This window comes from Enterobacter sp. JBIWA003 (assembly GCF_019968825.1).
Taxonomy (GTDB): domain Bacteria; phylum Pseudomonadota; class Gammaproteobacteria; order Enterobacterales; family Enterobacteriaceae; genus Enterobacter; species Enterobacter quasiroggenkampii.
Window position 1 is genome coordinate 516,819 of sequence record NZ_CP074170.1, and the last position, 18,654, is coordinate 535,472.

Annotated in this window: 21 protein-coding genes; 15 read left to right on the forward strand and 6 right to left on the reverse strand. The window is 53.4% G+C overall.

All coding sequences use genetic code 11. The annotated features are described in order from the left end of the window. Positions 1-59 precede the first annotated feature (59 nt). Genes KGP25_RS02475 through KGP25_RS02505 form a run of 7 tightly spaced genes read left to right on the forward strand, consistent with a single transcriptional unit; the run spans position 60 to position 5,096 of the window. A complete protein-coding gene (locus KGP25_RS02475; protein WP_223539906.1) occupies positions 60-461 on the forward strand; it encodes a DUF2170 family protein in 402 nt (133 codons plus the stop codon). 15 nt (positions 462-476) lie between these two features. Then, a complete protein-coding gene (locus KGP25_RS02480) occupies positions 477-1,175 on the forward strand; it encodes a PspA/IM30 family protein (RefSeq protein ID WP_223539907.1) in 699 nt (232 codons plus the stop codon). Beyond that, entirely contained in the window at positions 1,175-2,260 is a 1,086-nt protein-coding gene (locus tag KGP25_RS02485; RefSeq protein WP_126534155.1) for a potassium channel family protein, read from the forward strand. Before KGP25_RS02480 ends, KGP25_RS02485 begins: the two co-directional genes overlap by 1 nt. Further along, the gene (locus tag KGP25_RS02490) at positions 2,241-2,894 is read left to right on the forward strand and encodes a DUF2491 family protein (RefSeq protein ID WP_223539908.1); all 654 of its coding nucleotides are present in this window, start codon (positions 2,241-2,243) and stop codon (positions 2,892-2,894) included. Before KGP25_RS02485 ends, KGP25_RS02490 begins: the two co-directional genes overlap by 20 nt. A gap of 19 nt (positions 2,895-2,913) precedes the next feature. Continuing rightward, positions 2,914-3,306 carry a DUF350 domain-containing protein gene (locus tag KGP25_RS02495; protein WP_126534157.1) on the forward strand — a complete coding sequence of 131 codons (393 nt, stop codon included), beginning with the start codon at positions 2,914-2,916 and terminating at the stop codon, positions 3,304-3,306. A gap of 9 nt (positions 3,307-3,315) precedes the next feature. Continuing rightward, entirely contained in the window at positions 3,316-3,930 is a 615-nt protein-coding gene (locus tag KGP25_RS02500) for a DUF1190 domain-containing protein (protein WP_126534158.1), read from the forward strand. Positions 3,931-3,932: 2 nt separating this feature from the next. Next, a complete protein-coding gene (locus tag KGP25_RS02505) occupies positions 3,933-5,096 on the forward strand; it encodes a glutathionylspermidine synthase family protein (RefSeq protein ID WP_048981741.1) in 1,164 nt (387 codons plus the stop codon). Positions 5,097-5,129: 33 nt separating this feature from the next. Here the strand turns inward: KGP25_RS02505 and KGP25_RS02510 are convergent, their stop codons facing one another. Beyond that, the gene (locus KGP25_RS02510) at positions 5,130-6,404 is read right to left on the reverse strand and encodes an MFS transporter (protein WP_223539909.1); all 1,275 of its coding nucleotides are present in this window, start codon (positions 6,402-6,404) and stop codon (positions 5,130-5,132) included. A 193-nt stretch (positions 6,405-6,597) separates the two neighbouring features. Here KGP25_RS02510 and KGP25_RS02515 point away from each other — a divergent pair, with 193 nt between their 5' ends. Next, positions 6,598-8,220 carry an isovaleryl-CoA dehydrogenase gene (locus KGP25_RS02515; RefSeq protein WP_223539910.1) on the forward strand — a complete coding sequence of 541 codons (1,623 nt, stop codon included), beginning with the start codon at positions 6,598-6,600 and terminating at the stop codon, positions 8,218-8,220. Here KGP25_RS02515 and KGP25_RS02520 read toward each other — a convergent pair. From KGP25_RS02520 to bsmA, 3 genes are all read right to left on the reverse strand, one after another. Continuing rightward, positions 8,217-10,148: a methyl-accepting chemotaxis protein gene (locus KGP25_RS02520; protein WP_223539911.1), complete on the reverse strand. Its 1,932-nt coding sequence runs from the start codon at positions 10,146-10,148 to the stop codon at positions 8,217-8,219. The two genes, KGP25_RS02515 and KGP25_RS02520, sit on opposite strands and share 4 nt — an antisense overlap. Positions 10,149-10,320: 172 nt before the next feature. Then, positions 10,321-10,596, reverse strand: a complete 276-nt coding sequence (yjfN, locus tag KGP25_RS02525) for a DUF1471 family protease activator YjfN (protein ID WP_008502907.1) — start codon at positions 10,594-10,596, stop codon at positions 10,321-10,323. A gap of 148 nt (positions 10,597-10,744) precedes the next feature. Next, a complete protein-coding gene (gene bsmA, locus KGP25_RS02530; protein ID WP_072052249.1) occupies positions 10,745-11,074 on the reverse strand; it encodes a biofilm peroxide resistance protein BsmA in 330 nt (109 codons plus the stop codon). Positions 11,075-11,211: 137 nt separating this feature from the next. On the opposite strand from bsmA, the gene yjfP reads away from it, so the two are divergent. Further along, complete coding sequence (yjfP, locus tag KGP25_RS02535; protein ID WP_048225304.1) at positions 11,212-11,934, forward strand: esterase; 723 nt, start codon at positions 11,212-11,214, stop codon at positions 11,932-11,934. Here yjfP and ulaR read toward each other — a convergent pair. Both ulaR and ulaG read right to left on the reverse strand, forming a co-directional pair. Then, positions 11,931-12,686, reverse strand: a complete 756-nt coding sequence (gene ulaR / locus KGP25_RS02540) for an HTH-type transcriptional regulator UlaR (protein ID WP_045907973.1) — start codon at positions 12,684-12,686, stop codon at positions 11,931-11,933. The two genes, yjfP and ulaR, sit on opposite strands and share 4 nt — an antisense overlap. A gap of 110 nt (positions 12,687-12,796) precedes the next feature. After that, complete coding sequence (gene ulaG, locus KGP25_RS02545; RefSeq protein WP_010427455.1) at positions 12,797-13,861, reverse strand: L-ascorbate 6-phosphate lactonase; 1,065 nt, start codon at positions 13,859-13,861, stop codon at positions 12,797-12,799. A gap of 358 nt (positions 13,862-14,219) precedes the next feature. Between ulaG and ulaA the strand changes: the two genes are divergently transcribed. Genes ulaA through KGP25_RS02575 form a run of 6 tightly spaced genes read left to right on the forward strand, consistent with a single transcriptional unit; the run spans position 14,220 to position 18,627 of the window. Further along, on the forward strand, positions 14,220-15,620 hold the full coding sequence (gene ulaA, locus KGP25_RS02550) for a PTS ascorbate transporter subunit IIC (protein WP_032675818.1): 1,401 nt from the start codon (positions 14,220-14,222) through the stop codon (positions 15,618-15,620). A gap of 12 nt (positions 15,621-15,632) precedes the next feature. Then, positions 15,633-15,938: a PTS ascorbate transporter subunit IIB gene (gene ulaB / locus KGP25_RS02555; protein ID WP_003856022.1), complete on the forward strand. Its 306-nt coding sequence runs from the start codon at positions 15,633-15,635 to the stop codon at positions 15,936-15,938. A gap of 9 nt (positions 15,939-15,947) precedes the next feature. Then, complete coding sequence (gene ulaC / locus KGP25_RS02560) at positions 15,948-16,415, forward strand: PTS ascorbate transporter subunit IIA (RefSeq protein ID WP_050871444.1); 468 nt, start codon at positions 15,948-15,950, stop codon at positions 16,413-16,415. 12 nt (positions 16,416-16,427) lie between these two features. Then, positions 16,428-17,078: a 3-keto-L-gulonate-6-phosphate decarboxylase UlaD gene (gene ulaD / locus KGP25_RS02565; protein WP_008502901.1), complete on the forward strand. Its 651-nt coding sequence runs from the start codon at positions 16,428-16,430 to the stop codon at positions 17,076-17,078. Between the two features lie 9 nt (positions 17,079-17,087). Then, a complete protein-coding gene (locus tag KGP25_RS02570) occupies positions 17,088-17,948 on the forward strand; it encodes an L-ribulose-5-phosphate 3-epimerase (RefSeq protein WP_045907974.1) in 861 nt (286 codons plus the stop codon). Next, the gene (locus KGP25_RS02575; RefSeq protein WP_045907975.1) at positions 17,941-18,627 is read left to right on the forward strand and encodes an L-ribulose-5-phosphate 4-epimerase; all 687 of its coding nucleotides are present in this window, start codon (positions 17,941-17,943) and stop codon (positions 18,625-18,627) included. Before KGP25_RS02570 ends, KGP25_RS02575 begins: the two co-directional genes overlap by 8 nt. Positions 18,628-18,654 lie beyond the last annotated feature (27 nt).

The following is an 18,654-nucleotide window of genomic DNA, read 5'->3' on the forward strand; positions in this document are numbered from 1 at the left end:
ATGGCCGAAATGATACCGGCTTTTATAAATATCTTTAAAACTAACACATGGATGAAATTATGAGATGGTCTCTCTCATCGCTTGCCGATGAATTGTCACGCCGGCGCGATATTTATATTGATTTAAAAAATAACAATGATGTACTTATTATAAAAATGAATGAATATGGCGATTTGCCATTAAGTATTTTTATTACATCCCAGCAAGTTATCATTGAAACCTATATATGTCCTGTTAATGACATTAAGCGCCAGGCTGACTTCAATCTCTTCTTATTACGTAATCAAAAAATGCTTCCCTTATCTTCTGTTGGAATTTCGCAAATTCAACATGATGAATATTATGTCGCTTTTGGTGCCTTATCCGTAAGTTCTTCTCTTGAGGATATTATTCTGGAAATCACAACCCTTGCGGAGAATGCGCTGGATTTGGCTGAGCTTACACAAGAATTTATAAATTAACAGGTAGGGAAAGGTATGGGCATCTTGAAGAATCTTTTTACACTGGGTAAATCACTACTCAATCAGGCCGATGAAGCGATAGAAGAAGCGCAGGGCGTTCGGATGCTGGAGCAGCACATCCGGGATGCAAAAGCTGAGCTTGATAAAGCAGGCAAATCCCGGGTTGATCTGCTTGCCCGGGTGAAGCTCAGTAATGACAAGCTTTCCGAGTTGCGGGAGCGGAAGCAATACCTTGAGTCACGAGCGATAGAAGGAATGAGCAAGAATATTGATGCTGCGCTGCTAAACGAGGTTGCAGAAGAAATCGCCCGACTTGAGAATACCATTACTCGTGAAGCACAGGTTTTGGACTCTCTTGAAACCTCAAGAAATAATATTGAAAAAGCCGTAGCTATTACATCACAACGTATTAATCAGTTTGAACAGCAGCTCGAGGTTGTTAAAGCCACGGAAGCCATGCAGCGGGCGCAACAGGCCGTAACGACGTCAACGGTCGGAGCAACATCGAACGTAACGACGGCCGCAGAGTCTTTAAAAAGACTTCAGACGCGTCAGGCTGAACGTCAGGCCAGACTTGATGCGGCAGCGCAACTGGAAAAAGTGGCTGATGGACGTGAGCTTGAAGAGAAACTCGCGCAGGCAGGCGTGGGTACCTCAGGAACAAGCTCCGCACAGGCGGTTCTTGAACGGTTAAAACTTACGCCGGCTCCGTAATGTTTCTCTCCTGGGTCGTGAATGTTTGCAGGCAACATTTATTCCGGCTTACCTGGACAGCGCTGCTGTGCTTGTTTGCCGGGCATTATTTGCTTTGCTTTATTGTCTTTCGTTGGTTGGGAGAGACGACCCTCGTTGGCCGGATAAGTGATTTTGTTTATTACAGCTCAGTGGTTGGGGCGACGATTGGCTTTGGCGATTTGAGTCCTCAGAGCGAAGCAGGGAAGTTGTTCACAGCTCTCTGGCAAATCCCTATTGGCGTTGGCCTTTTCGGCGCGCTGATGGGCAAAATCATTGCATTGGTGCAGGGATTATTAGCTAAAGGAATAGCAGGAATGGGCAATTTTCATTCTCTACGTAATCATGTTTTGGTGATTGGCTGGCGTGGTCATCAGACAGAGAAAATGATCTCATTGCTGCTTTATGATGAGCAGCGGGTATTTAGTCGCGTAGTGTTGTGTGAGCACCAGGATATAGCGCATCCTTTATCCGATAATTTATATGTCGATTTTCTCAAAGTAAGTAACTACAGCGATCCGAAAGAGCAAAAACGGATGGGGTTAGTAAATTGTTCATGTGTAGTCATTTTTGCCAGCTCCGATGAACAAACCTTTACGGCCACACTCTCGCTGGTAAATGATGCGCCAGCGCATTGCCATATCGTTGCTTATCTTGAGGATGAACGCTACGCAAGCTTACTGGAGACCCATTGTCCGACAATAGAGATTGTTCGCAATCTTTCAGCCGAACAGCTTTCCCGTTCGATCCAGGATCCTGGCTCTTCACAATCCGTAGCATCAATCATGAACCCGATGCTGGGTGATACAGGTTACGCGCTGATGGTACCCACATCGGTTTCCTGTATACCTTATGGTGCGTTAATGCATTACATGAAACTGCAACATGATGCGACGGTGCTGGGGATTAGCCACTGTAAAAATGGTCGTGGTATGGAGCTTAACCCTGTGATCTCCACAGAGGTTAGAGGAGGAATGTGGTTGCATTTAATCGGCAATAGTCGCATTTCGTCGAATGAGGTGTGCTGGCAGAACATAGGGAAAAGTCATGCGGAACTTATTTTTTAATTTATTTAATAAAACAGGTCAGCCAGTGATGCGTGGCCCATTGGGATTACATCAACGTGCGGCGTTTACACTTGATACGCTGACATTTCGACTTTCCGCCCGTTTTTTGACTCAAATACCAGAAGAGGAATATACCATTGCAGCGAGCAGCGTGATTGAAGTTGGCGCAGGTTGTCGTATTTATCGTTATTACACGTCTGGTGATGAGTTTTTGCAGATAAATACTACTGGTGGTATGGAAAGGGAAAATATTGATGATATTAAGCTTTTTATTTATCAGGATAGCTTTGGTATTACTTCGGAGAAACAATGGCAAAAAGAGATTGGTGCCGCTTTAATTGGCAGGCCCAGTCTGCAATGGAATGAACGAGACTGGAAAAGAATATTTAACGAGAATGAGGTGGGGAACGTTGAACCGGTTTACCTTCTGGAACACGTTGAAAATAACCAGAACGAAAAATGGGATGTGCATAATTTCATGATGGCATATCAGAGGGAGGCGACTGCCGATCTGTATGAGTACCTTTTGCTAACTGGCGAAGAGACATTTTGTGATAATAGCGAGCCAGAGTGGATCTTTTCGTATGCCGTAGGTGTGGATACTCCACTCACTTCGCTAAATATTGTTGGTTAAATTTCTGGGGATCTAAACCATGCTGGGTTCATTATTTGCTTTTCTTTCTTACTTCTTAACCGGTCTGGCGATGACCGTCATATTCTTATTCATCTACTCAAGAATAACGTCACATGATGAATGGATACTGATTAAAGAAAATAACCTGGCGGCGGCAGCAGCATTCAGTGGCACGCTATTGGGGTATGTGATTCCTCTGTCCAGCGCTGCCGTAAACTCGGTTAGCATGCCGGATTACCTGATATGGGGATGCGTTGCGCTAGTCGTGCAGTTACTGGTGTATGGCTGCGTACGCATTTATATGCCGAACATCAGTGAAAAAATCGTTAACCGCCACTACGCCGCAGGTTTATTTATGGGGATGGCAGCACTGGCTGGCGGAATCTTAAATGCTGCCTGCATGACATGGTAATAAATGAACATGGCTAAAAAGAAAAAAACACGGAAGTCTAATCCGATTCAATCTGCATTAGGTAGCCAAAATGCAGCGTTCCGCTCTTCGCCCTCAAAGCGCAAAAGCGGGAAGTATTTGACGCTGGCAATTATGGGCGGAGCTGCATTTATCGCCCTGAAGGGGTGCGATAGTTCGGCTGATGATAATGACGGTGATGGCGTGTTTTACGCATCGCCGCAAGCGTGCGTTGACGATGGCAATAGTGCTCAGGTTTGCAGCGATGCATGGAACAATGCGAAAGCTAAATTTGAAGCAGATATGCCGAAAAATATGTCCAGGGAAGACTGTATACGTCAATTCGAGAACTGCTATTACGACAATATCGAAAATAGCTGGATACCGGTTCTGTCAGGATTCTTACTTAATAAAAAAGTCAGAGAAGACGCTGATGAAGGATACAGGTATACAAGCGGAGGTTCATTTTACTCTTCCCGTCCTGTGTGGCGAAGCTCTTCATCCTATGTCTGGCGCTCCGGTAAGCAGGCCAGTAGTCAAATGGGCTATACAACAAAGCGCGTATCAACAATTTCTCGTGGTGGATATGGGCGCTCATCCAGTGCTCGTGGAAGTTGGGGGGGATAATTATGTTACGTCATGATGTTCCTGTTCGTCCGGGGCTGGACAAAATTGCCCACGACCATGGTTTTCATTTTCATATCATCGACGATGAAATTTACTGGGATGAAAGCCGTGCCTACCGTTTTACGTTACAGCAAATTGAAGAACGAATAGAAAAACCCACGGCTGAACTCCATCAAATGTGTCTGGATGTGGTGGATCGTGCGGTAAAAAGTGAAGAACTGATGACGCAGTTAGCCATCCCGCCACTTTACTGGGATGCCATTGCGGAAAGCTGGCACAGCCAGGATCCTTCACTGTATGGCCGTATGGACTTTGTCTGGACTGAAGAAGGTAGCGTCAAACTGCTGGAATACAATGCCGACACGCCGACGTCCTTGTATGAGTCAGCCTACTTTCAGTGGCAATGGATGGAGGACGCTCGTCGCTCCGGGATCATTCCGCGAGACGCCGATCAGTTTAATTCCATTCAGGATAAGCTTGTTGCTCGCTTTGAAGAATTAGCTACAGATATTCCACTTTACTTCTGCTGCTGCAAAGAGAGTGAGGAGGATCGCGGCACGCTTCTTTATCTGGAGGATTGTGCCGTCCAGGCCGGGCTGAACACCCGCTTTATCTATATGGATGATATTGGCCTGGGCACCGGCGGATTTTTAACAGACATTGACGATAACGTGATCCGTCGTGCGTTTAAGCTCTATCCTCTGGAGTGGATGATGCGTGATGAAAATGGTCCACTTCTCTGCGCCAGAAGAGAACAGTGGCTGGAGCCGCTCTGGAAAAGCATCATTAGTAATAAGGGTATTTTGCCCCTCTTGTGGCGCTTTTTTACGGGCCATCCCAACCTTCTTCCTGCGTGGTTTGAAAATGAGTTAACGTCGATTCCAAAAGGCGTTCCGATAGTTCGTAAGCCCTTGTTTTCGCGGGAAGGGGGAAATGTGACTATTTTCGACGCACAGCGCAATATCATTGAGAGTGAAGCAGGGGATTATGCAAACGAACCTATGATTTATCAGGGTTTCCAGGCGTTACCGCGTTTTGGCAACAGCTATACCTTGATAGGAAGTTGGGTGATTGATGATGAACCTGCGGGAATCGGTATTCGTGAAGACGGATCGTTGATCACGAAAGATACTTCGCGTTTTATCCCGCACTATATAGCGGGTTAATTTAAGCTGGGGTGAAAACCCCAGCTCTGAGGCTCACTCCTCCAGAGACCGTAAATGGTCATCCTTCCTCAGCGTCATCAGCGCGAAAATACTCACCACCGCCGTTGCCATCACGTAGTACGCCGGTATATCCAGATTGCCCGTCTCTTTAATCAGCCCGGTAATGATTAATCCCGCACAGCCCGAGAAAATCGCGTTCGATAACGAGTAGGCCAGCCCCAGCCCGGTATAGCGTACGCGCGTCGGGAACATCTCAGAGAGCATCGCCGGGCCCGGCCCTGCCAGCATGCCCACCAGACCGCCCGCAATCAATACCACTATCGCTTTCACCGCCAGCGTGCTGGACTCCGCCTGCAGAAGTTTCAGCAGCGGCAGGGCGAGGATCAGCAGCAGCGCGGTGGCGATAATCATCACCGTGCGACGCCCGATCCTATCGCTCAGGATCCCCGACGGAATGATGGTCAGCGCAAACCCAACGTTCGAGATCACCGCGATCAGCAGCGCCTGGTTAAACCCGGTGTGCAGCGCCGACTGCAGATAGGTCGGCATAATCACCAGGTAAGTGTACCCCGCCGCAGACCAGACCATCACGCGGCCAATCCCCATCACGATGGCCCGGAGCGTGGCGGCAATATCCGCCTGAGCGACAGCCGGTTTGTCCTGCTGCTGCACAAAGCTGGGTGTCTCTTCCATACTGACACGAAGCCACAGCGCAACGACGCCCATGGGCAGCGCCAGGAAGAAAGGAATGCGCCAGCCCCAGTCGTGCAGGGCCTCAGGCGTGAGGAGGGCAGAGAGCAGCGCCACGATGCCTGCACCCGCTAACAGCCCCAGCGCCACGGTAAAGGACTGCCACGCACCATAGAGCCCACGCTTGCCGCGCGGAGCAAACTCCGTCATCAGCGAGACCGCACCGCCATACTCGCCGCCCGCGAACAGCCCCTGCAGGATGCGAAGCAGCGTAACGATCAGCGGTGCGGCAATCCCGATGCTGGCATAGACCGGCACAATGCCGATGGCGGCGGTAGCGAGCGTCATGAGCACCAGCACAATAATGAGCGTCGGCTTACGGCCAATTCGGTCGCCGATGCGTCCAAACACCACCGCACCCAGCGGACGGAAGAAGAAGGCGATGGCGAATGAGGCGTAGGTGAGGATCAGGCTGGTAAGCCCCGCGTCCCCTTCAAGCTGGAAGAAGTTCTTCGCAATGACGGTCGCCAGAAAACCGTAGACCGCAAACTCATACCACTCGATGAAGTTACCAATGGAGCCGGCAATTAATGCTCGCTTGTGCGCATCCGGTTGCATAACGATCCTCACTGAAAAGGGTAAGAATAAATTATTCAACAAAAGCGAAGGCATGAAATAGTTTATTCTTATGTTCTGTGAGCTATTTCACGAATGATATCAGCGGGATCGTGAACGTGTGACTCCCCTCCCATGCAGCGTGTGCGCGGTCTGTCCATACTTATCGTCATTGCCACTGAAGGAGGGAGACAGTATGCACTGGCAGACCCATACCGTTTTCAATCAACCCGCACCACTCTCTAACAGCAACCTTTTTCTCTCGGACTGCGCACTGCGTGATGCAGTTTCGCGCGAGGGTGCCGAGTGGGATATCGAGTTGCTCGCCAGCATCGGGCAGCAGTTAGGCACCGCAGAGTCGCTGGAGCTGGGCAGGCTGGCGAACGTTAATCCGCCGGAGTTGCTTCGCTATGACGCCACCGGAGAGCGACTGGATGACGTCCGCTTTCATCCGGCATGGCACCTGCTGATGCAGGGGCTGTGTGCCAATCGGGTACATAACCTGGCATGGGAAGAGGAGGCGCGTAAAGGGTCGTTTGTCGCGCGGGCCGCACGCTTTGTGCTTCATGCTCAGGTGGAAGCGGGCACGCTTTGCCCGGTCACCATGACGTTTGCCGCCACGCCGCTTCTGCAGCAGGCGCTTCCCAAAATATTTCATGACTGGCTAACGCCGCTACTCAGCGATCGCTACGATCCGCATCTGGCGCCTGGCGCGCAAAAGCGCGGCCTGCTGATCGGTATGGGGATGACGGAAAAGCAGGGCGGCTCGGACGTGCTGAGCAACACCACCAAAGCGGAAAAATGCGGCGACGGCAGCTACCGGTTGGTGGGGCATAAATGGTTTTTCTCCGTCCCGCAAAGCGATGCGCATCTCGTGCTGGCGCAGGCGAAGGGCGGGTTGTCCTGCTTTTTTGTGCCGCGCTTTTTGCCTGACGGACAGCGCAACGCCGTCCGGCTGGAGCGCCTTAAGGACAAGCTCGGGAACCGCTCCAACGCCAGCAGCGAGGTGGAGTTTCTTGATGCCTCCGGCTGGCTGCTGGGGGAAGAGGGCGAAGGGGTACGGCAGATCCTCAAAATGGGCGGTCTGACGCGCTTTGACTGCGCGCTGGGCAGCCACGGACTGATGCGCCGTGCGCTGTCCGTGGCGCTGTACCATGCGCATCAGCGCCAGACCTTCGGCAAAAATCTTATCGATCAGCCGCTCATGCGCGAAGTGCTAAGCCGGATGGCGCTGGTGCTGGAGGGGCAAACGGCGCTGCTGTTCCGCCTGGCGCGGGCGTGGGATAAACGCGCGGATCCGCAGGAGGCGGCATGGGCGCGGCTGTTTACCCCGGCCGCGAAATTTAGTGTGTGCAAAGCGGGCATCCCGTTTGTGGCTGAAGCGATGGAGGTGCTGGGCGGAGTCGGGTACTGCGAGGAGAGCGAACTTCCCCGCCTGTATCGCGAGATGCCGGTGAACAGCATCTGGGAAGGGTCCGGCAACATCATGTGCCTGGACGTGCTGCGCGTGCTAGCGAAGCAGCCGGGTATTCACGATCTGCTTGCCGATGAGTTTGCACAGGTAAAAGGGCAGGACAGACACTTCGATCGCAGCTGGCGACAGCTTCAGCAAAAACTGCGTAAACCGCAGGAGGCGCAGGGGCGGGAAATTGCGCAGCAGCTTTTCCTGCTGGGTGCCGGGAGCGAAATGCTGCGGCACGCATCGCCCCCGGTGGCGCAGGCGTGGTGCCGCATGATGCTGGATACCCGTGGCGGCACGCTGATGAGCGAGCAGGTGCAAAGTGACCTGCTGCTGCGTGCGACGGGCAGAGTCGGTTAACCTTTTAGCTGGAACAGGCTCACCAGTTGGGCCAGATGTGATCCCTTCTCACGCAGCGTTTGAGCCGTTTGTTCGCTGCGTGAGATACGATCGGCATTAATATGCGACGCTTCGCCAATGTGGGTCATGGCGAGATTCACCTGGCCAATCCCGGCGGACTGCTCGCGTGAAGCATGGTTAATCTCGGTGACCAGCTGGCTGATGTTATCGATATGAATGATAATGTCATCCATCGCCAGGCGCGTCTTTTCAGACAGCGCATGGCCTTCGCTCACTTTCCTGAGCGTATCGCCAATCAGCTGTTCAATCTCCTTCACCGCGTTAGCGCTGCGTCCTGCCAGGGCGCGAACTTCCTGCGCGACTACCGCAAACCCTTTCCCATGCTCGCCCGCGCGGGCCGCTTCCACTGCCGCATTCAGCGCCAGGATATTGGTCTGGAAAGCGATAGACTCAATCACGCGCGTGATGTCTTCGATGCGTTTTGACGCTTCGCGAATGTCGTCCATCGTCGACACCGCGTGGGTGACCGTCTCACCGCCCTGATGCACCGCGAGCGAGGTTTCACCCACCAGTTGCTGCGTTTGCTCCATGTTGGCGGCATTTTGCTGCACGGTGGCGGCCAGCTGCTCCATGCTGGCGGAGGTCTCTTCCACGCTGCTGGCCTGCTTGTTGATCTGCTCAGAAATCTCGCCGGTATCGGCGGCCAGCGCGTTGGTGCCCAAATGGATCTCGCCTGCGGCCTCGCGGACCTGCAGGACAATTTTTTGCAGGCCGCCACCGATGCCGTTGATAGCGTCGATCAGCTGGCCGACTTCGTCCTGGCGCGTCACGGGCAGGCTGGAACGGAGATCCCCTGCGGCATATTGCCGGGCAAGATGGATCACATTGCGCAGCGGTCGGGTCAGCACGCGGCGAATGAGGACCACGAACAGACCAGCAAACAGGATAGATAAGACCACGCCGGCCAGCAGGAAGCGATCGCGCATGGCGTTGACGCTTGCGAGCAGCACCGATTTATCCACTTCGCCCACGATAGTCCAGTTCCAGCCTGGCAGCGGGGTATACGCCATTTTAAGCGTGCGGCCGTCGTCGCTTACGCGTTCCAGCGTGCCGGGCTTTTCACCCAGAAGCTGCTGCTGCGTCGCGTCGTCCCACTTCGGCAGCTGTCCCTCTTCACCGGCATGGAACAGGTATTGCCCGCGCGTTTTGCCGTTGCTGCGATCCAGCACGAAGAAGTGACCGCTCTCACCCAGGCGGCGGTTGAGAATTTTCTCGCGCATGACGTTCCAGGAGTGAGTGATGTCCACCCCGACAAAGACGATCGCAATGACCTGTCCTTCGGCGTTTTTTACGGGCTGATACTGGGTGATGTAGCGTTTGCCAAACAGCAGCGCGAGGCCGCGGTAGACTTCACCTTTGTTGACGGCGGCAAAGGCCGGACTGGAAGTATCCAGCACGGTGCCCATTGCCCGCTCGCCATTCTCTTTGCGCAGGGAGGTCGCTACGCGAACAAAGTCGTTTCCGCTGCGTACAAACAGCGTCGAGATGGCTCCCGTACGGTTCAGGAAGTCGTCCGACAGGGTGTTATTTTCATGTAGCCCGGTGTCGCCGCCTTTCAGAAGCGGGACGCTGAGCCCGTTGATCGTCTGGGGTTGGGAAGGATCACTATTTAGTGGCTGCGGTAAAAAGGTAGTAAACAGCCGGGTATAACTCTCAACCTCTTCACTCAGGCTGGTGTTAAACATCTGCACCATGTCGACCATGCCGGTGGACTGATTATGCAGGTCTTCTACCGCAAGGGCTTCAAGCTGCTGGCTGGCTTTTTGACTGAGCAGAAAAGTGAAAAGCAGAAACAGCGTGGCGACACTGACGCCCGTAAGCAGCGACAGCTTCGCCCCCAGGCCTGCACGGCGAAAAACGTTGATCATAAATTGCTCATCATTGAAAAGGTATGGTTCTTCAACGGCAGAGCGGGGATTACGTTTACTGGATTAATGTAACAAAATGTTATTTTGTTGTTATTGATTGGTTTTTGATTAGATAAAAAATTTGCAAAAGCGAAAAGCCACTAAAAATAAGTGGCTTTTATCAGGAGGAATATTACACGTAGAGAATGGCCTGTACCCGCCAGTGGTCGATATGGTTATCTTCCTGCATCTGGATGATGCGATACCATGAAGCACCCTGCTCATCGGCCTTTAATGCCACAACGCGTTCAACGTCTTGCGGGCTCCCCGAGATATTATTCACGGAGATCTGGCCAATTTCATTCAGGCCAGTTACACAGTCAGCACTGGCGAATTCTGCTGACTGCGCAGTGGTGCTCACCAGGCCTGCTGAGAGCAACAGAGAGGTCAAAGCAAGAGTTCGTTTCATCGTCAGCTCCATTTCACATATCTCCGGTATCCGCCGGGCAATCCTTCGCGAATAAACTCCCTTCCATTGACGCGGGCATGGAGTTTATTGTGGACAGGAAAATGTCTATGGACGCAAAGCAGTGTAAATCTCGTTCAAAGGAAAACCATTATTTACGGTACAAAATGGCCTGTGAATACCACTGTCCCGTTATGATGGTTTCGTCGATCATAATGATGACGTAATAATCTGCTTTGGCGGCGACGGCTTGTGCTTTGATTGCCGCTTCTGCGTCATCCGGGGAGCCGCGAACTAGCGCGGAGACGGTGCCCATTCGTTGTAATCCTTCCGTCTGATTACGACGAATCTCCTGTGGATGATCGGCGACCGGTGGAGCGGGTTGCGGCGTTCCCTGCAGCGCGCTACAGCCACTGAGCAGAAACACCAGCACTAAAGCAGCAAACCTGCGCATAACCATATCTCGTTTCCTGATAGCCATAGTGTAGTTGTCTGTGAATTTAGTTTTGGGGGAATGTTCCCGAAGTGTTATCTGGGACGTATATTTCGAATGAAAATGATGTGAAAGCGTAACCCAGTTCTCAACATTATGAATCATACATTCGTACAGGGTCGACAATGATTGAAATTGAAATACGCCACCTCGGCGACCATGAAATTTTACACGCTATGCCAGCGGGTAAACGTGATAAACCGCTGCCTGTTGTGGTTTTTTATCACGGGTTTACCTCATCGAAGCTGGTTTACAGTTATTTTGCGGTTGCGCTGGCGCAGGCGGGGTTTCGCGTGGTGATGCCGGATGCGCCTGACCACGGCGCCCGCTTTATGGGTAACGAACAGGCGCGTCTTGGGCAGTTCTGGCACATTCTGCACGGGAGCCTGACCGAGTTTGCCGGGTTGCGCGATGCGCTTTATGAGGCAGGGCTGGTGGCAGAGAATCGTCTGGCCGTGGCCGGGGCGTCGATGGGCGGTATGACGGCGCTGGGGATTATGACGCATCATCCGGAAGTGAAGTCGGTCGCCTGCCTGATGGGCTCGGGCTATTTTACGTCGCTGGCGAAGACGCTCTTTCCCCCTCAGGATTTAGCGGAAATCACCGCGACGCTCGAAGAGTGGGACGTGACCCGGGCATTGCCGCGCCTGGCGGATCGCCCGCTGCTGCTGTGGCACGGCGACGCGGATGATGTGGTCCCGCCTGAGGGAACCTTCCGACTACAGCAGGCGTTAATGAATGCAGGCCTGGACGGTAATCTCACCTGTCTGTGGGAAGCGGGCGTCCGCCACCGCATCACGCCCACGGCGCTGGACGCTACGGTGGCGTTTTTCCGCCAGCACCTTTAAACGCGCAGCACTTTTACGCCCTGATCTTCCAGCTTCTGGAGGATCTCTGGGTTGGCGCCTTTGCCGGTGATCACCATGTCGATCTGCTCGGCACGGCTGAACAGCATGCCAGCGCGCTCGCCCACTTTGCTGCTGTCGACCAGCACAACGAGCTTGCCCACAACGTTGAGCATGTTTTGTTCCGCCATCGCGGTCAGCATATCGGTTTTATACAGGCCATCTGCCGTCAGGCCTTTGCCGCTGGTAAACATCCAGTGCCCGGCATAGAGACTGTTTTCGCTGTCCTGAGGGCTAAGGGTGATGGACTGGCTTTTGTTGTACTGCCCGCCCATGATCACCACGCTCTCATGCTCCTGGTCGATCAGATAGTTGGCGAGCGGTAAGTAGTTGGTGATGATTTGCACCGGCTTGCCGCACATTTCACGGCCCAGCAGAAATGCCGTGGAACCGCAGTTGATCACGACGCTCTCACCGGGATTCACCAGCTGCGACGCGGCTCTGGCAATCCGCACTTTTTCATCATGATTTTGCGCCTGATGAATATTCATTGGTGTCCAGCGAGGGCGCTGCTGGCTGATCGCTTCCGCGCCGTTGCGGACTTTTTTCAGCTTGCCGCTTTCATCCAGCTTGTTGATATCCCGCCGCGCCGTTGCCGGGGAGATCCCTAAACGTTCGATCACTTTCTCGACGGTGATAAACCCGGTTTGCGCCAGGAGTTCCAGGAGAATTTGATGCCGTTGCGCTTCCGTCATGAGCTATTCCGATAAGAATTGATTTGAAAAGATGATATTTGAAATAGCGTGAAATTACTAAAAGAAATATGACATCGCCAGACATCAAGTCTGGCGATGTGGCTGCACAATCAGAGGAAGGACTTGAACGGCAGGTCTGGCTCAATGGTGAAGCAATCATCGAAACCACGTGGGTAGTGATATTCAAGATTATCTTTGTCCAGCGGCCAGGTGAACTTGCCGCCGACCTGCCAGATGAACGGCTTGAAGCCATACTTCAGGCGGTCTTTCTTCATCTCCCACAGCACGCGGATTTCCTGCGGATCGGCCTGGAAGTTTGACCAGATATCGTGGTGGAACGGAATCACCACTTTGGTATTCAGCGCTTCCGCCATGCGCAGCATGTCGGCGCTGGTCATTTTGTCGGTAATGCCGCGCGGGTTCTCACCGTAGGAGCCCAGCGCCACGTCGATCTGGTGCTCGTTACCGTGCTTCGCGTAGTAGTTGGAGTAGTGAGAGTCGCCGCTGTGGTACAGGGAGCCGCCAGGGGTTTTAAACAGATAGTTAACCGCGCGCTCATCCATACCGTCCGGCAGTACACCCGCGGCTTTCTGATCGGCAGGCAGGGTAATCAGTGCGGTACGGTCAAAGGCATCCAGCGCATGGATTTCAATATCTTTAATTTTCACCACGTCGCCAGGCTTCATCACGATGCAGCGCTCTTTCGGCACGCCCCAGCCAATCCACAGATCCACGCAGGTCTGCGGCCCGATAAACGGCACATCGTCAGCACAGTTTTGCATCACCGCTGCCGCCACGTTCACATCGATATGATCGTTGTGATCGTGAGTGGAGAGCACGGCGTCTATCTGGCGAATGGCAAACGGATCGAGCACAAACGGCGTGGTACGCAGGTTCGGCTGCAGTTTTTCCACACCCGCCATGCGCTGCATCTGGTGGCCCTTTTTCATCAACGGGTTGCCGTGGCTCTGCTTGCCGGTGCCGCACCAGAAATCGACGCAGATATTGGCGCCGCCTTCTGATTTCAGCCAGATACCGGTGCAGCCCAGCCACCACATCGCAAAGGTACCAGGAGCAACCTGTTCCTGCTCGATCTCTTCATTCAGCCAGCTGCCCCATTCCGGGAAGGTGCTCAGAATCCATGACTCACGGGTGATGGTGTTCACTTTACTCATCGTTTTGACTCCTGGTTTAATCAAAAGTAATCACTTGGTGATTTGTTGTGATTAATGCTGGCACCATTTGACGCGCTTTGCAATGGTAAAAATGCGGATTTTTATCCGTTCAACTTCACAGATTCTCCGCTTCTTACTTGTTATAGTAGTACGCACAACTCATTAATTTGATGAATTATAAGGATTAATTTGTTTTTGCAATGCAGTAGTGAAAATCATTATTAACTGCATGGAAATAAATTGCGTGATACGTCACAAATAATCAAATGCAATCTTGTGGTGATTATTTGTGATTAATAGAGTGATGACACCAACCGCACAGGGATTACCCCTCGTGTTCTCATTTCTGGAGAGAGTTATGGAGATCCTCTACAACGTCTTTACCGTGTTCTTTAATCAGGTAATGACCAACGCCCCGCTGCTGCTGGGTATCGTGACGTGTCTGGGCTATATCCTGCTGCGCAAAAGCGTCAGCGTGATTATTAAAGGCACCATCAAAACCATTATCGGTTTCATGCTGTTACAGGCGGGGTCTGGCATTCTGACCAGCACCTTTAAGCCGGTCGTCGCCAAAATGTCCGAAGTGTATGGCATCAACGGTGCGATTTCTGACACTTACGCCTCAATGATGGCCACCATCGAGCGCATGGGTGATGCCTATAGCTGGGTGGGGTATGCAGTGCTGCTCGCCCTGGCGCTGAACATCATCTACGTTCTCCTGCGCCGTATTACCGGCATTCGCACCATCATGCTCACCGGGCACATCATGTTCCAGCAGGCGGGGCTGATCGCGGTTTCTCTCTATATCTTCGGTTACCCAATGTGGACCACGATTATCTGCACCGCGGTGCTGGTCTCGCTCTACTGGGGTATCACCTCCAACATGATGTACAAGCCGACTCAGGAAGTGACGGACGGCTGCGGTTTCTCCATCGGCCATCAGCAGCAGTTTGCTTCCTGGATTGCCTATAAAGTTGCGCCATACCTGGGCAAAAAAGAAGAGAGCGTTGAAGACCTCAAGCTGCCTGGCTGGCTGAATATCTTCCACGACAACATCGTTTCGACCGCAATTGTCATGACCATCTTCTTCGGGGCCATTCTGCTCTCCTTCGGTATTGACGTGGTGCAGGCGATGGCAGGCAAAACCCACTGGACGGTTTACATCCTGCAGACCGGTTTCTCCTTCGCGGTGGCGATCTTCATCATCACTCAGGGCGTACGTATGTTCGTTGCCGAACTGTCGGAAGCGTTCAACGGTATCTCCCAGCGCCTGATCCCTGGCGCGGTGCTGGCCATCGACTGTGCTGCTATCTATAGCTTCGCGCCAAACGCGGTGGTCTGGGGCTTTATGTGGGGCACTATCGGCCAGTTGATTGCGGTGGGCATTCTGGTCGGCTGCGGCTCCTCAATCCTGATTATTCCAGGCTTTATCCCGATGTTCTTCTCCAACGCCACCATCGGCGTATTCGCTAACCACTTCGGCGGCTGGCGTGCGGCGCTCAAAATCTGCCTGGTGATGGGCATGGTGGAAATCTTCGGCTGCGTGTGGGCGGTCAAGCTCACCGGTATGAGCGCCTGGATGGGCATGGCGGACTGGTCAATTCTGGCACCGCCGATGATGCAGGGCTTTGCCTCCATCGGGCTGGTCTTTATGGCCATCATCATCCTGATTGCTCTGGCTTATATGTTCTTCGCTGGCCGTTCGCTGCGAGCAGAAGAAGACGCGGAAAAACAAACAGCAGAAGTCTCTGCTCATTAAGGAGTTTCGATTATGACCGTACGTATCCTGGCTGTGTGTGGTAATGGGCAAGGCAGCTCCATGATCATGAAGATGAAAGTGGACCAGTTTTTAACCCAGTCCAACATCGACCACACGGTGAACAGCTGCGCAGTGGGTGAATACAAAAGTGAGCTGAACGGCGCGGACATCATCATCGCCTCTACTCATATCGCCGGCGAAATCAGTGTGTCGGGTAATAAATACGTGGTGGGCGTGCGCAACATGCTGTCGCCTGCGGATTTCGGACCAAAACTGCTGGAAGTGATTAAAGAGCACTTTCCACAAGACGTGAAGTAAGGACGCCATATGAAACTACGTGATTCGCTGGCAGAGAATAACTCCATCCTTTTACAGGCTGAGGCCAGCACCTGGCAGGAAGCGGTAAAGCTGAGCGTGGATCTGCTGGTTAAGGCTGACGTTGTCGAGCCGCGTTACTACCAGGCCATTCTGGATGGTGTGGCGCAGCATGGCCCTTACTTTGTGATTGCGCCAGGCCTGGCGATGCCGCATGGCCGCCCGGAAGAGGGCGTCAAGAAAACCGGCTTCGCGCTGGTGACGCTGAAAACGCCGCTGGCCTTTAACCACGAAGATAACGACCCGGTCGACATCCTGATCACCATGGCCGCTGTTGACGCTAACACCCACCAGGAGGTGGGCATCATGCAGATCGTCAATCTGTTTGATGACGAGGCCAATTTCGACCGTTTACGCGCCTGCCGTACCGCGCAGGACGTGCTGGATTTAATTGATAACGCCACAGCGGCGGCTGTTTAAGAGGAATTGAAAATGTCATTACCCATGTTGCAGGTTGCGCTTGATAACCAGACCTTGTCCCACGCTTATGAAACGACCCGTCTGATTGCGGAAGAAGTCGATATCATCGAAGTGGGTACCATTCTCTGCGTGGGCGAGGGCGTTCGCGCCGTTCGCGACCTGAAGGCGCTTTATCCGCACAAAATCGTGCTGGCAGATGCCAAAATAGCCGACGCAGGCAAAATCCTCTCCCGCATGTGCTTCGAAGCCAACGCTGACTGGGTCACCGTCATTTGCTGTGCGGATATCAACACTGCCAAAGGCGCGCTGGACGTGGCAAAAGAGTTTAACGGCGACGTGCAGATTGAGCTGACCGGCTTCTGGACCTGGGAGCAGGCTCAGGAGTGGCGTGATGCGGGTATTCAGCAGGTGGTGTATCACCGCAGCCGCGACGCGCAGGCTGCAGGGGTGGCGTGGGGCGAAGCGGATATCAGCGCGATCAAACGTCTGGCGGATATGGGCTTTAAAGTCACCGTTACCGGCGGTCTGGCACTGGAAGATCTGCCGCTGTTCAAGGGCATTCCGATTCACGTCTTTATTGCCGGTCGCAGCATTCGTGATGCGGCGTCTCCGGTGGAAGCGGCGCGTCAGTTCAAACGCTCAATCGCTCAGCTTTGGGGCTAAGGAGCGGGTATGTTGTCCAAACAGGTCCCGCTTGGCATCTATGAAAAGGCACTCCCTGCGGGGGAGTGCTGGCTGGAGCGGTTACAGCTGGCAAAACAGCTGGGCTTCGATTTTGTCGAAATGTCCGTGGATGAGACGGACGAACGCCTCTCTCGTCTCGACTGGGGCCGTGAACAGCGCCTGGCGCTGGTGAGCGCCATCGCCGAAACGGGGGTACGCGTGCCGTCGATGTGCCTGAGCGCCCACCGCCGGTTCCCTCTCGGGAGCGAAGATGATGCTGTGCGCGCTCAGGGGCTGGAGATCATGCGTAAAGCCATTCGCTTTGCGCAGGACGTGGGTATCCGCGTGATCCAGCTGGCGGGTTATGACGTTTATTACCAGGAAGCCAACGATGAAACGCGCCGTCGTTTCCGTGACGGGCTGAAGGAGAGCGTTGAGATGGCCAGCCGTGCGCAGGTCACGCTGGCGATGGAGATCATGGACTACCCGTTGATGAACTCCATCAGCAAGGCGCTGGGCTACGCGCACTATCTGAATAACCCGTGGTTCCAGCTTTATCCTGATATCGGCAACCTGTCGGCATGGGATAACGATGTGCAGATGGAACTGCAGGCAGGTATGGGGCATATCGTGGCGGTGCACGTCAAAGATACCCGTCCTGGCGTGTTTAAAAACGTACCGTTCGGCACCGGGGTGGTGGATTTCGAACGGTGCTTCGAGACGCTCAGGCAGACCGGCTATTGCGGGCCTTATCTGATTGAGATGTGGAGCGAAACGTCGGAAAACCCTGCGGCGGAAGTAGCAAAGGCGCGGGACTGGGTGCGCGAGCGTATGGCGCGCGCGGGATTACTGGAGGCTGAACATGCTTAAGCTTAAACAGCAGGTCTTTGAAGCCAACATGGATCTGCCGCGCTATGGCCTGGTCACCTTCACCTGGGGTAACGTCAGCGCTATCGATCGCGAGCAGGGGCTGATCGTGATTAAGCCGAGCGGTGTGGCGTATGACACCATGAACGCTGACGACATGGTAGTGCTGGATCTCGACGGAAACGTCGTGGAGGGAAAATGGCGTCCCTCTTCAGATACGGCGACCCATCTGGCGCTTTATCGTCGTTATCCCTCACTCGGCGGCGTTGTGCATACCCACTCGACCCATGCCACGGCCTGGGCACAGGCGGGGCTGGCGATTCCGGCGCTGGGAACAACGCATGCGGACTACTTCTTTGGCGACATCCCCTGCACGCGCGCATTAACGCAGGCTGAAGTGGAAGGCGAATACGAGCTCAACACCGGGAAGGTCATCATCGAAACGTTGGGTGAAAGCGAACCGCTGCATACGCCGGGTATTGTGGTCTATCAGCACGGTCCGTTCGCCTGGGGAAAAGATGCCCACGACGCCGTTCACAATGCGGTTGTCATGGAGGAAGTGGCACGCATGGCGTGGATTGCCCGCGGAATCAACCCACAGCTTCAGGGGATTGATGATTATCTGATGAATAAGCATTTCATGCGCAAGCACGGCCCGAATGCCTATTACGGGCAGAAGTGAATAAGTGCTCTGGAATACCGAAAAACA